The 15,932-nt window shown below is 34.9% G+C and carries 3 protein-coding genes; all 3 read left to right on the forward strand.

Annotated elements, in window-relative coordinates; translation table 11 throughout:
* Window positions 1–280 precede the first annotated feature (280 nt).
* Genes FTRAC_RS14960 through FTRAC_RS14970 form a run of 3 tightly spaced genes read left to right on the forward strand, consistent with a single transcriptional unit; the run spans window position 281 to window position 15,900 of the window.
* The gene (locus FTRAC_RS14960; protein ID WP_013455113.1) at window positions 281–4,957 is read left to right on the forward strand and encodes a hypothetical protein; all 4,677 of its coding nucleotides are present in this window, start codon (window positions 281–283) and stop codon (window positions 4,955–4,957) included.
* Window positions 4,954–6,939 (forward strand): fibronectin type III domain-containing protein, encoded by a 1,986-nt coding sequence (locus FTRAC_RS14965; protein ID WP_013455114.1) that lies wholly within the window; start codon window positions 4,954–4,956, stop codon window positions 6,937–6,939. The genes FTRAC_RS14960 and FTRAC_RS14965 overlap by 4 nt, the downstream gene beginning before the upstream one ends.
* Complete coding sequence (locus FTRAC_RS14970; protein WP_013455115.1) at window positions 6,940–15,900, forward strand: T9SS type A sorting domain-containing protein; 8,961 nt, start codon at window positions 6,940–6,942, stop codon at window positions 15,898–15,900.
* The last annotated feature ends 32 nt before the right edge of the window (window positions 15,901–15,932 follow it).

Below are 15,932 nucleotides of genomic sequence, written 5' to 3' on the forward strand. Positions count from 1 at the left end.
AGTGGGGACAATGACCCTAAGTTAAGCCATCCTTCTATTCTTTTTCTGCTATTATTTGAGCCTGCTTGTGCAGACAGATTTTTGCAAATGCTTGGAGAAAAGCTTAGCAAGATGCTGCAAGCTGCTTGTGGAGATACGCTCTTGAAAAGCATACATCCCTTGTGATATTAGGGTGATTAAAAAATAAGTTGAAATTTTTGGACTTTTAAAAGCTGCTCAATAAGTTTGTAAAACTTACTTAAGTATTATTATCTTTTGTTTCAATCAAAACCCGTAGTTATTGCGCTTTTTTACAATTCTCTTATTATTACTATTACCCTATTTTACACTTTATAGCAGCGGTGATGCTCGTTTATTTCAGAGGATAAAGCCCAAGTCTAACAGTCTCTCGTTCAGCAAAAGAATCACGTCTGATAATTCAATATTAATTCCTGATAGGAAAATTAATTCTGTCAAATATTCAAGTTTTCAGCAATATCGGAGTTTTGATGATTCAGGTTCTTTAGGGGAAAATTCATTTAATGATATTATGCATTTTGATGATTTGTCTTTTAATGAATCGATGAATTCCGATTCAATACAATATCATATTAAAGAGGCTCAAAGGTTGTCGAAAGAAGTTCGGGAAGAGGGCAGGTTTATAGATTATTTATCAATTAGTCAATCTTTTCAGCTCCCTGTTGGAATAAAGAAAACAATTTCCGGTCTAGAGTACACCTTGATATTCCACAAAGTTATACTTGATGAAGGTTCGGCATTTATTGATGCTTATTTAACGATTGAACTGCCTAGTGAAAAAGAATTGAGTTTTATGGGGCGAGGCATTGAGTTTTCTGTTGATGGTGGGATTACGGGTGTCGGCAGAGTGGAATTGTTGGGCAATAATAATGTTGCGTTTTCCGAAAATAGTCAAGAGCAAAAAATACTACTGACATTAATCGGGGGAAATTCGAATAATCCAGGCTTTACCTATGCAGAATTTGATTGCTATGGATTTCGCGAACTTTCGATTGATGCTGCATTGACTTTTTCAAAGGATTTATTACTGAAAGAAAATGAAGATGGTTCTATTTCTGATGAAAGACTTACTGCTCGAGTCACAACAAGAGTATCAGATTGGAATAATATTATGGCAAATATTACATTGCCAAAATTTCAAGTAAATGGATTGAAAGGCTGGTCTTTTAAGGTTACCAATGCAATTCTAGATTTTTCAGATTTCGATAATGCTGGAAATATTATTTTTCCTCCAGATTATGATTCTCCTTATTTTACAAGTGAAGGTCAGGCCTTGTGGAGAGGACTTTACTTGAGAGAATTAGAAGTCACCTTGCCTCAAGAATTTAATAAAAAAAATCAAACACGCAGGACTTCTTTTTTTGCTGAAAATCTAATCATTGATGAAACTGGTTTTACTGGTATTGTTGGAGCGAGAGAACTGATTGGATTGGAAGAGGGGGATGCCAATTCATGGAAATTATCAGTCCAAAACTTATCGGGAACTTTTATTCAAAATGAATTTGTAGGGGGTGAAATTTCTGGGCAAATTCAAGTTCCTTCCCTTGAAACGGAAGAACCCTTATTATATACAGGCACTTTTTCAGCCAATGGTGATTATAATTTAATTGCCCGACTACAAAGTACTGCAAAATTCAATGTTTTCAAGGCTGATTTAAACCTTGGATCGAATTCATTGATTGAGCTAAGTGTGATTGATGGAAAATTTAAGCCTAGAGCAATTTTGCATGGTAATATGGATGTAAAACCAACCACCAGTTCGGGTAAAGAAGGAGCTGAGTTAAATGGTTTGATATTCCAATCCTTAGTATTACAAACGGAAGCTCCATATTTTGATGCGGAATATTTTGGATTTAAGCCTGAAGCAGAGGGGAATAAAGCTGGTGGTTTTCCGATTGGAATTGAAGAAATAGCTTTAAGAACAGAAGGAGAAAGGGTGGGAATTTATGCTGGAATCATTGTTAATTTAGTACGTGCCAATGATAGTGGGTTTGGGGCAGGCGCAGGAGTTACTGTGTGGGCGAAGCAAAACCGTTTAGAAAAGCAGGTTTATTATGATTATGAATCACTTGAATTTTCAACTATTTCTGTAAATGTATCCAGGAGTGGTTTTTCATTTGAAGGAACCTTGAATTTTTATGAGGGAGACTATACATATGGAGATGGTATAAAAGGAGATCTCAAAGCAGAATTTGCTGGGATTGTAGTAGAGGCTACAGGCTTGTTTGGGTCTGTAGATGGGTTTAGGTACTGGTATGTAGATGCTATGGTAGAGTTTCCTGATGGAGCTCCTGTAATTGCTCCATTTGCTGTTAATGGACTTGGAGGCGGAGCTTTTTACCATATGCGACAAAAAGGATTAAATGAAAATATTGGTTCTCCTTTAGGGAAATCTGCATCTGATATTATATATATTCCCGATGAAAGTTTTCATTTGGGCTTGAAAGCTTCTGTAAGATACAGCCTACAAAACGCTGAAGCCGCAGCAAACGGTAGGGCTGAATTTGGAATTGCCTTTAATTCTAATGGGGGGATTAACCAAATTGCATTTAATGGTAGTATTGAAATAATGACAGAAGGATTTTCAACTGATCTGGGTGAAATTTCAGAATTGGCCAGAAAAGTTTCAAATCAAGAAGGAATTATATCAGTGCCAGGATCTTCTATAAGAGGAAATGTAAATCTACTTTTTGATAATAAGAATAAAACATTCCACGGAGTTGTTGATGTCTATGTCAATGCCGCTGGAGGGATAATTAAAGGCATTAATTCTGGTGGGTCGGCAGGTAGGGCTACTATTCATTTTGAGGAAAGTTATTGGTACATACATGTTGGTAAACCTGATCATCCTATTGGCTTGGAATTTTTGAGTCTGGCTCAAACTGAGAGTTATTTTATGATAGGCCATGATATTCCTGGTATACCACCACCACCCCAATTAGTATTGGATATTCTTACCTCTGAACAACGTGCAGATAATGAAAGGATTAGGAATAATAGTAGGGAATTATCACAATTAAGTACTGGACAGGGCTTTGCATTTGGAACGCGCTTCACCATTGATACTGGAGATAAAAAGTACTTGATGTTTTATGGAAGATTTGCTGCAACTGCTGGTTTTGACATCAATATGGCACGGTACAATGCAAGTTGTAGCGGTCAAGCTGGACTTGTTGGCATAAATGGATGGTATGCTCAAGGCCAAGCATATATAGGCTTATTGGCTACCATTGGAATGGATATCAATTTGAAATTCATAAAGAAAAAAGTAGAGATATTTCATGGGGAATTGGCTGCCTTAATGCAAGTTAAAGGCCCTAATCCATTTTGGATGCGGGGAGATGCGGCAGGTAGATTTAGTGTTTTAGATGGTTTAGTTGAAGGCAGTTTTGATTTCGATGTTGAAATTGGAGAGGAATGTAAGTTGGAATCTTCTGGCGAAAGCCCCCTAGAGGAGATGAAAGTAATTGCTGAACTAACGCCTAAAAATGAGACTAATAAAATAGATGTATTTACTACTCCTCAAGCAGTATTTAACATTCCTGTTGAGAAGGAATTTGAAATATTGGATTTTGAAAGAAACCCCATTGCTTACAGAGTTAAGCTAGATTATTTTAGACTTAACCAGGGAACCTCTGAAATAGATGCTGAAATAACATTTAATGATGATAAAAATGTTTTTGTATTAGATCCTAAAATAGTTTTGCCTTCTGAGGTGGATCTTGATTTAGAGATAAAAATCCATTTTGAAGAGAGGGTAAATGGAAATTGGGTAAAGCTTGAAGAAAACAATCAAGTAGTTACAGAAACATTAGCATATTCATTTACTACAGGTTTACAACCTGACTATATACCTAAGGAGATGGTAGAGTATTCATATCCTATAGAGGGTATGGTTAATTTTTATCAAGGGGAATCTGATTATGGATACATAAAATTAAATGATCCTGGATTGCTTAGGCCATTTGAAAAAGAAGGTAGATGGGATTTGAAGGCCAGTTTTACGGATGAGAGAGGAAATTCAATAAGGACGGATTTTACCTATAACGATCATTCACATGAGGTGCGATTTAACATACCTGAATTATCGAATAAAAAAATATATCACTTTCAATTATTAAGGGTTCCAAGTCAAGAAAATGTAGCCTATGACAGTAATATCGATAAGGTTAAAAGTGCTATTAGTAAAACAAATGATGGAAAGGATATAGATCTTGAAATCCAAACTATGGAGGCAGAAGGTAGCATTGAAGCACTGTCAGAAGAGGAGATATATTCTTTTTATATCAGAACAAGTAAATATAATTCATTGAGGGAGAAATTTTTCTCAGATGATTATAATACTCTTTCTGGTTCAAGAGAAGTTTTAAGAGATGGTGTGCACCAATTATCACTTGATATTACTGGTGGTAAAGAACAATTTGATAAATACGAAATAGCTGGTGGAACTAATTTTGATCCACTTATTTTTATTGAAGCAGATTTTGAAAATACAGTTTGGTATGAAAATCATTTAGGACCTTTACTTTATGATAATTATCCTTATTTCCCTACAGGTAGGGTCACTAATTCGGAATCTTTAACTTACGGAGTTCCACCAAGTACTGCATTCTATATTAGTCAACAGAATACTGAAGTAAGGTTAAATCAAGAAAGTGAGTTTGGTCAATCATTCTTTAATAATGCTGAATATTTTGCCATCAAATATTTTAGTCCGGATTATGTGGAAAAACAATATGCTGAACTGCGTAATAAGGCCTCATCTTATTATAGGGGACGAACTAGAACAGAAAGAATCAAACGCCTTTTAAATTCGCATTTCCCGTTGATTCGCAAAGGTTTATATCCTACACAATTCAAATACATACTGCCAGGAGGAATTGCTGGTAAGAGTAATTTTAATTTAAGTTTTTACAGTTCAGTCGGCTCAGAGGAATGAAAAATATTTTAATTATATCGACCTTAATTTTAATGCTTTCGACAACGGCTGCTGTTTCACAAGATCTTCCAAAAGTGGAGGTTACAGCAACTTACGATTCGTTAAATCAAAAAATATTGCTAAGATGGGCGCCTAACAATCCCAGATTTTGGCTTTTAGCAAATGAATACGGCTATACTGTTGAAAAATATTTTTATCAGAGAGATGGAGAACTTTTAGACATACCCTTAAGAAGAGATATTTTAATTGAAGGATTAAGTCCCAAAAAATTGGATTTATGGGAGGATATTGTTCAAGCCAATGATTATGCGGCAATTGCAGCCCAATCGGTTTATGGTGAAGGATTTAAATTAGGCGATAGTCAGAACGGTATTATATCAATTGTAAACAAACAAAAGGAAATTAAATCACGCTTTTCTTTTGCTTTGTTTGCTGCGGATCAATCAATAGAGGTTGCTAGTTTTTTAGGATTGTATTATGAAGATTTTAACGTTAATGAAAATGAGCGTTACCTGTATAGGGTATTCGCCAATGTTCCGGATTCAGTTTTGAGAGCTGACACAGCTTCTATTTATTATGGCCCCAATGATTTCACGACTTTACCTGCTCCAGTTACAGAATCAATAGCTCAAAAAGACAGGAATATAGTTCTAAAGTGGTTAAGTGCGCCTTACAGAAATATTTTTTCGAGCTACATAGTGCAAAGATCCTTTGATGGAAAAAATTTTAAAGCTGTTAATTCCTTGCCTACTTTAAACCTTGATTCAGGGCCGTCTAAAAGTAATTTATTCAATACATATATTGATACAGCCAAGTATTCAGGAAAAGCATTTTATCGAATAATAGGAAAAAATACATTTGGACAATTGAGCCCACCATCTGACACACTTTCGATAGAAAAACTAAAACCAATTGACGTACCTCTCCCACAGATCGATTCAATTAATTTTGATAAAAAATCGAATAACATTTTTTGGTCTGCAAAAGGAGATACTGAATATATAGAAAAAGTGTTTTTAGAAAAAGCACAGGAATCGGAAGGGAATTATCAACTAGTTCAATTAGATAGTTTACCAAGGGATTTTGTTTTAAAAGACCATCTACCAGATGAAATAAATTATTATAGGGTGGGCATAACCGCAAGAGATCATATAAATTATAGTCTCCCTTTTCTATTCCAAAACATTGATAGTATCCCGCCTTCAAAGCCGACATTTAGTGAATATTTTGTAAAAGACAGTTTGCTTAGTCTAAGTTGGGATGCAAATTCCGAAAATGATTTAGCGGGATATAGGATTTACAAAAGCCAGCGGCCAAATGCTGAGCCCGCAATGATATATGATGAAAGTAAACTTGACACGGTTGCTGTATTTGCTGAAAATCTATCTTTTACAAATAATGAGCGATACTATTATTTGGTCGCTTTTGATGACAATGGAAATGCGTCTGAATTATCTGATAGATTTACCGTTGAATTACCTGATATTGTCCCTCCCTCACCCCCTCAGATTAGCAGTATTACTAAGATAAAAGATAGTGTAAAAATTGAAATTATATATAGTTCAAGTGAGGATGTTGAAAGCTACTTGCTTTACAGAAAAATAGGCAACTCACTTTATAAACTAATTCATCAGTTTGGAAATACAACAGGTCAAATAATTGATGTGGTGGAAATTGAGGGGAATTACAAGTATAGATTAGTTGCACTTGATAAAGCGGGGAATGAAGGGGTTTCCAAGGCTTTCCCTTTTAAAGTGCTATTTAATTCCAAAACGGAATTTGAATATAGAGTAATTGAAAATGAGGATTCATATGAGATATTATGGGCAGTTCCCAAATCCACTAAAGTAAATAAAGTAAAGGTTTATTATAAAAATGAAAATCAGTTCAATTTTATAAAGGAAGTAGATGCTGCTAAAGGAATATTGGAATTGGACAGGAAGAATAGAGTAAAAGAAAATATCAAACTAATTTTTATTTAGATGATAGACTTAAAGAACATACTGTTGATGAATATAATCATATTTGCTTTTTTAAGTGTGTTTCAAGCAAATACTGCCTTTGGTAATTCATATAAATGTAATCCTGGGGCATCTGATAATTTAGTGGGGAGTTCAGTTTGTGCATTTACTACTGAGACCTATACAGCAGAATTCACCCCCTTAGGGAAATGTAAATTTCGCTATACTTGGACGATTGAAGGAGGTGAATTTAGTTCAAATAGTGAGAGCGAGTTATCTGGAAAAGATCTACATTCTGTTGATGTTATTTGGTACGTGAATGCTGACTGCCACAAGATTTCTTATACAGCAACCAATGCTTTAGCTCCTGGGGATTCAGGGATTGGAGAGGAACTTTGTAAAGGGGAAGAAATGGTGGTTGAAGAAGGTTACCTTTATCCAATACTTACCGGTAATGCAAATCAACCACCAGACTTAAGCAAACTGTCTTTTAATGGGCAAGGAGAAAGTATGTCGCTACTTTGTTCAGATGATGGAGCTTTTTCAGTTATAGAGCACATGCCTGATAGTGATTTTGATATAGAAACTAAGCTTTCATATGTAGATTCAAATGGCGATGAAGTAGTCCTTAAAGATTGGAGTAGTAAGATACCAAAAGATACCATTCCTTTTGAATTTACACCTACCTACGAAGATTTACATGCTAGGATCAAATTTTTAAAGCAAAGTAGGTATGGCGACTGTAATTCAATTACTAATGCTTATGAAAAGGAAATTGATTTTTATAAAAGGCCAGACCTTAAATTAGTTAGTGAAACTCAGTCACAATGCAAAGGTGAAAGTGCAGTCTTTGAATATAGGTTTTTGGAAGGGGATATCAGTTCTGTTGTTATAAATTTAATGAATCAAGTCACTGATTTTAATCAAACTTTTCAAATACTTACAAGTGAAGATAATACTTTCACTATTTATGATGGTATACTTATCGATGCTTATGATCCAACAAAAGAAGAAAATACAAAAAGCAACTTGGTTTTAGAACCAGGTAATTATTCCATGACTATTGAGCCACAAGTATTAGCAGAGAATAGGAATGAAAATGGTGATTTCCCATGTGCTGATGTAGTAAAAATTGAAGTTGAAGAACCACCAGTTGATTCTATTATACTTAATACATCAGATAGTACCATAGCCTGTTCTACTGATAAAGCTACCATTAGCTTTCAAATGCAAAGAGAAGATAAGCCTGCAGCTACTTTCGATTATAGGTTATTTGATGTAGATGAAGATGAACCAGTTGAGAAAAATGGGGTCTCCGATTCAGTTAATTTTTCTGTTGGATTAGGGAATTTCTATATAGAAGGAAAAGAGTCTGGTTGTGAATGGGATACTGATGCGGTATTAGAAAGTAATCATGTAAATATTGTGACCCACTCAATTACATTCCAAGATGGACCGAAAGCTAATAAAGTAAAAACTAATGGCTTTCATATTCTTTGTTATGGCTATAATACAGCTTCTATAACTGTTAAAGCTAAAGATGCCCTTTCAGGTAATTTAGATTATTTATTGAAAAAGAAAAACGATGGTTCGTGGGATGATTATGATACTCTACTCAATGAGAAGAATAAGAAACAAGTTGTGTTTGAAGACTTGCCAGAAGGTAAGTACAAAGTGAAAGTTAAATATAATCGTTGTGATAATTGGGAGATAAGAGATGGTGAAGTAATAGAGTCTGATGTTGTTAGTATAACAGCTCCAGAACTTATAACTGTTGATAACACACCTACTCTAACTAGGCCTAAATGTGCTGTTGGTTCAGTTGGTTCTTTTACTTTTGAAGCTGATGGAGGAAATGGCGGACCTTATGAAATAACTGATGCGGAAATAAGCAATAATCAAGATGGTCAAAATGATTTATTTAGTAAAATGACAATAAATGGTTTGGCCACAGGTGCTGTTGTTGAGAGCATAACAGTGAAGGATACTTTAGGGTGCTCAGAGCAAATTGATATCCAAGATCAGACTATGCCTCCTGCTGAAAACCCACTCCAATTTACCTATCAGAAAAGAATCCAACCCAAGTGTTACAATTCTAATGGAATATTTGAATTTATATATGACAATGATAGGTACATAGATGAGAATAATAGTATTAAAATATATGTAGTTGAGGCAAATGATAGTTGCCTTGACGCCAGACATTGCAGTCAAACTAATAATAAGATTGATGATTCAATTGTTAGTCTTGATGCAGAAGGTGATACGCTTAAAGTCTTGGTTGATTCAAGTGCAATTGTCAATGGAAATGCATTTAAAGTATACATAGAAGATGATTATTGTACTATTATATCTGAAACTACAATAAGCTTCACTAAAAAATTTAGACCCACCTTCTCACCTCCTTCTTCTAAGAGAATACCATGTAAATTTGGTTCTATGGATGTAAGACTTCCTATGAACCATAATCAAGGTTCATTTGATCTAAAACTTGAAAGAAAACCATCTGGGGAAGCCAAGTTTAAGGAAGCGGATCTGGATACAGTGCAAATGTATCGGAATTCAGATAATGAACTAGTGATTAGAAATTTATACGAAGGCGATTATAAATTATCAGGTACTGATGGAAAGGGATGTTCTTTTGAAGATTTTGAATTCACACTTAATGAACCAGATGAACTTTTAGAATTGACTGCTTCACCTCATACTAAATTTAGTGCCGATGGTACTGATTATCACATAAGTGAATATGGTGTTGCCGATGGTAAAATTGATTTTGAAGCTGAAGGAGGAGAATTTAATTACATATTTTATCTGTATAAGAATAGTCAATTTCAAAAATCAAAAACAACCAATAATGAAGGTTCCTTTGATAGTTTAAAAGCATTAGATGATGATGGTAATCCAAATGAATATTATATCGGGGTAAGGGACTCAAGGAATTGTTTTAAAAGGTCTGAAACCTTCACACTTACCCAACCCGATTCTTTAATTTTCACCTACTTATTAAACAATTATATCTCAAGTGAGAATGATACGTTTAATATAAAATGTAATGGTGGAACAGATGAAATAAGAGTTACAACGCAAGGTGGTGTCTATCCACATTTAGTAGAGGTTTACAAAGGTGGTCAATATGAACGGAAAGATTCAGTTTATTCTGAAACGGATACAATAGTTTTCTCAAATTTACTTCAAGATTCTTTCAAAATAGAAGTTACTGATAAATACAAGATTGATGGAGTTACAGAAAATTTAAGAACATCAATAGATGATTCTACTGTTTTAATCGAACCAACTCCATTAAGTGTTGACACAAATTTGACCCAACCTATTTGCTACGGGGATAGCACGGGTTCCATTACAATTACTCCTTCGGGAGGAGTTCCTTTTGCAAATGGTGAATACGATATTCATATTTTTGATCAAAACGGTGATTCGATTCTAAATGATATCACAGACGAATTATCAATTGTGGCTGATTCAGGTATTTATTTTTATACTATTTTTGATGCTTTTAATTGTGAATATGAATCTGAGGATGAATACTATACTGGTCTTGGTAATAAAATCACTGTAACTGAATTAAGTCCTAGACTTACCGTAGTTAAAGATACTATAACTTACCCTCCCTGTGCTGGTGATGAAACCGCAACGCTTTCAGTTAATGCCAGTGGTGGACGCCCAGATGATGGGAGTTATATTTTAGAACTTTATGATAATAATGTCCCACCATTGTACGGGCCTAACGCACTTATTGATAGCGTTTCAACTGTAGAATCTGGCAACTATACTTTTCAAAATTTGTTTGCTGGTGATTATACGGTGATTGCTTATGATGATTCATTATGTTCAGAAATGATTCCAATCACAATCGAAGAAAGAGATTATCCTTTAGAATTTAAAATAGTTGATTCTGTACTTGCTAGATGCCCAAATTCTTCTGATGCAAAATTAAAAATCATTTCAACAGGTGGAGATAGTCCTCATATTTTCTCACTCAATAATATTGATTTCTCACCTTCTGATAGTATAACTTATAGCGATGATAGTACAGAAACATATTATCATAAGACCTTCACAGGTTTAATAGGCGATAGCACCTACAATATTTATTTGAAAGATGATAATTACTACGATGGCTCCTTTAATAATGTATGCTTAATAGATACAAGCCAAATTATTCCTAAAACCCCATCCTTGGCACTGAGTTTTGAGAAGACTGATATAAAATGCTTTGGAGAAGAAAATGGAGATTTTACCCTAAGCCCATCGTATGGAGATAAGAACAACATCAATGACTTTACCATAGAAATTAATGGACCAAATGGTGTAGTAAGTCATGACCAAGGTTATGTAAATAATCTTTCAGCAGGCAGATATAAAATAAAAATTACTTTAGCTGATACTACCGCATGTAAAACGCCATTGTTTGATAAAATTGATATTGATCAACCAGAACCATTAGTTGTAGATATATTTTCTAATACAGAATATAATTGTTCATCTGATGAAGAGATTATTCTTAATGGAGAGATAAATGGAGGATTATCAACTAGCGATCAATTTTTATATGCTATAAACAGTGACAATAGTGCTGATTTTGAATTGCTTGAAGTATCAAAGAGTGAATTTAGAATTAAGGAGAAGCTTGAACCAGGCTGGAATGTATTCTTTTTAAAGTCCTCACCTTATAATTGTATGGTTTCCGATTCCTTTTTTGTGGAATCAGAGCAACCAAATCTTCAAATTATAGCAAATCAAGCTGCGAGCTGTTTTGGCAAATCAGATGGAGAAATTAGAGTCACTTCAAATTTTGAGAAGCTTAATTTTAAGCTGATGAATGATGAAGATACGTTTTCAATTGATGATTCAGAAGCAGATACTGTAGTGTTTGAAGGACTTGAAGCAGGTATTTATCAATTGACCGGAAGAAATTCAAGCTGTCTGGCTGACACTTTAGAGGTTATTGTTAACGAACCTGATTCGATAATAATACAACCGGAGTTAGTGGAAAAACCAACCTGCAATAAAGCCAATGGAATTGGGACTATGAATATTACGGGAGGCACCGCGCCCTATGAAATATTATGGCAAACGGAAAATGGGAATATTTTAGATAGTACATCTTTAAAATCAGGTTATTATGATATTCTAGTGGAAGATGCCAATAATTGTTCAGCTATTTTTAAAGACTTTTTGGTGGAGGAATTGAATGATTTTACCGTTTCTGTTCAAACTTCTTCCAACCCCACTTGTGGTAAAGACAATGGCTCCATTTTAATTCAACCTAATGAAGGAATTCCTCCTTATGAAATAATATGGTTTAAGGATGGATCCAAGTTATTGCATGATACGGACTCACTAACAGGATTATCTGAGGGAAGCTATATTTTCAGTGTTACAGATGCCATGGGTTGTATTTTTGAGGATAGTGTTAAGTTAACTGCCATTGACCCGATCAATATTGGCATATCGGATGAAGTTGCAGCGAATTGTGATACTCAAAATGGGTCTGTTACCTTATCAGTATCAGGAGGAACTCCTCCTTATACCTACTCATGGTCAGATTCTATTCCTAATACTGAGGGAAATTATGCTGAAGGTTTGTGGGGAGGTGAAATTTATACGGTAAGTGTAATAGATGCAAATCTATGCTCTAAGGATTATGAATTTTCAATCGGCAATATTGGTGCACCTGAAGTAGCAGTGCACACCACCAGACCTAAATGTGGTTTAGCAAATGGTAGAATTGAGATTGAATTGCTTTCTGAAAATGATGCTAGTTACGAATGGAAGGAATTTGAGAATACTAATTCAACTTTAGATTCTATTCCGTCAGGCATTTATTTTGTAACTGTATCAGCAAATGATTGCCCTATTACAAAAAGGATTGAACTTACAGAGGATATCAATAATCCTTTATCTGTTAATCCAATTGATTCAAATGCAAGCTGTAATGATAATGGTGGTGAAATTGATCTTAACATTTCAGGTGGTACTCCGCCCTATGCAATTACTTGGGATGACACACCATTAGACGATAGTATAAGAACAGGTCTCTCTTCTGGGAATTACAGCTTTGTTGTAACAGATAGTATTGGATGTACTGCATCGGGTGATATTTATTTGGACAAAGAGGAATTGCTGCAGCTTTCATTAAATTCTTTAGGAAATGCAGTTTGTGGAGAGACAAATGGATATATTCAATTGGATAGTCTTTCAAGTGATTATACTTTCAATTGGTCTCATAATGACTTGCTTGATGACCATTTAGCTGAAAATCTTTCATCAGGATTGTATTCTGTTTATGCTGTTAATGCAGCAGGTTGCAGTACGGATACAGTTTCTTATTACATTAGCAGTAGTAATACAGATTTAAGAATTCAGGAAGTTTCTGTAATTTCTGCTTCATGCAATGAAAGTACTGATGGTAGTTTAGAGGTTAATGCTGTAAATGGTGTTCCGCCATATCAATATGAATGGGATGATGAAGATCAGCAAACAGGCAATATCGCCCAAGGTTTACGCCCAGGAACTTATACTGTTCGTGTAACTGATGCTACAAATTGTAGCCGAGTGAAATCCCTTACTTTAGGTCAAGTTAATCCTGTTTATATTTCAAATATATCCAAAAATGCACCATCATGTACTGATGCAATGGATGGGAGTATAGCCATAACTGCCTCAGGTGGTAAGGGTAATTATTCTTATGAATGGTCAACAGGCGATACCACCTCAACAATTTCCGGATTGGAAAGTGGTGAGTATTCGGTGACTGTATATGATAATTTTGTTTGTTCTGATCAAGCTCGTATTACAATTACTGCACCTGATACCTTATCTGCTGAATATTTGACGGAAAAGCCTAATTGTTATACTACTGCTGATGGTCAAGTTGAAATCTCAATTTCGGGAGGGATACCGCCTTATAATGTAGAATGGGAAGATGGCTCTACATTAAAAAGACGCTTTGACTTGGGGGCAGGTAATTACGAGGTTTTTATTTCAGACAATAATAATTGTAGCCTTATCAAAAATATTAATGTTCCAGCAAAAGATTCTGTGAACATTGATTATGAGATTTCTTCAGTTTCTTGCAATGGTGGAAATGATGGTAGTATCAGAATTAAAAGCATTTCAAATGCAAATAGCCCAAAAGTAGAATGGTCGAATGGTCAGATTGGAAATACATTAAGAAATGTATCCGCAGGTTTTTATGAAGCTAATGTAACGGATTCCTATGGATGTGTTACATCTTTTGAATTTGAGGTAGGCTCACCAGATCCATTGCAAGTTGTTAACGAAACTATTACCGATGTGCTTTGTAAAAATGGTTTCAATGGATCAATTGCTTTTGATGTGATTGGTGGTAACGGAAATTATAACTTTAACTGGGATGATGGACCAAGGATCAAGAATAGATTCAATTTAACCGCAGGGAACTATAAAGTTACGGTATCGGACGATCTAAACTGTACAATTGAGAGACAATTTTCAATAAGCGAACCAGATTTATTAGTACTTGATTATAACGCATCTTCAGTTAGCTGTTTTGGTAGTGCAGATGGATTTGCTTCAATTTCAATTGAAGGAGGTGTTTCGCCTTACCAAATTAGCTGGACAGACGGTGCTTCGGATAGTATAAGAAATGACCTTGCTGCAGGAACTCATGATGTTTTGGTAACGGATGCCAATAATTGCTCAGAGAGTATTGAGGTGATTATTCCTAATCTCAATCCAATTAGAATTAATGAAGTTATTCAAACTATTCCATCTTGCTATCAGGGCTCAGATGGAGGGCTTGAATTAGATATTAGTGGAGGTGTTGCCCCATATTCTGTGAGTTGGAGTAATGGAAAAACAGGAGCCTTCATAGAAAGTATTTCAGCAGGAAATTATAGGGTTACAATTACGGATGATAATAATTGTCAGTTAACGGAATTAATTTCTTTGGGTGACGGAACTCCAATTTATCTAACTAGTTTAGTCACAGCTAACCCTATTTGTTATGGAGAGCCTTCAGGTATGGTAGAAGTTGTCCCTAATGGTGGAAATCCACCTTTTGAAGTGCTTTGGGCAGATGGAACTACTGCCACAAGAAGGGATGACTTATTAGCAGGATCGCATACATTTGATGTTGTGGATGCAACAGGTTGTTCGGTGAGTTATGAAATTAACCTTCAGGATCCGCCTTTGGAAGAAATAGAAGGTTTACCGTCCGAAGTTTTTCTATGTACAGGTGGTGTAGCCAATCTTGATGCAGGTGAATGGAACAGTTATAGTTGGACTGCTGATAATGGCTTTACAAGTAAAGAAAGAGAAGTATCAATAGATGCTGAAGGAAATTATAACCTGACCGTAACCAATCAGGAAGGTTGTGAAGATAATCACCAGTTTACGGTAACAAAGGATGATAATATTTTAACAGCAGACTTTTTATTAACCACTGAGGCGGTAGTTCAAGATACTGTTATTATAGTTGATGTAAGTTGGAGAGTACCGGATTCAGTTCGATGGATAAATCCTGATGATCCTGATTTTTACTTAGTATCTCAAACTGAAGAATATCAGGAAGTTATTTTTACTAGAACTGGAGAGTTTGAGCTTAATATGAAAGCAAAACTTGATTTTTGTGAGGCTAATGTGTCTAAAACTATAACAGTGCTTTCAAGAGAAGAAGCCGCACGTTTATCAGATGAAGCAAATAAAAATATCTCTAATGATCTTCATGTTTCCACTTCAATTTATCCAAACCCTAATCATGGCGATTTCAGAATTGAAATGAAAGGGAATAAGGAATATGATCATCATTCAAAGATAATTGATGTGAATACCGGTATTGAGTATTATCGATTTAGTGGTAAAAAACAGATGAATTATGTTTTCAATATAGGGGATAACCGACTTCCTGATGGAGTTTATCTCCTTATGTTGGAAACAGAAGGGAAAACAATTACAAAAAGATTTATAGTTAAGTAATGAGAAAAAGCTTTATATTTTTCCTAATACTA

The sequence above is a fragment of the Marivirga tractuosa DSM 4126 genome (genome assembly GCF_000183425.1).
Lineage (GTDB): Bacteria > Bacteroidota > Bacteroidia > Cytophagales > Cyclobacteriaceae > Marivirga > Marivirga tractuosa.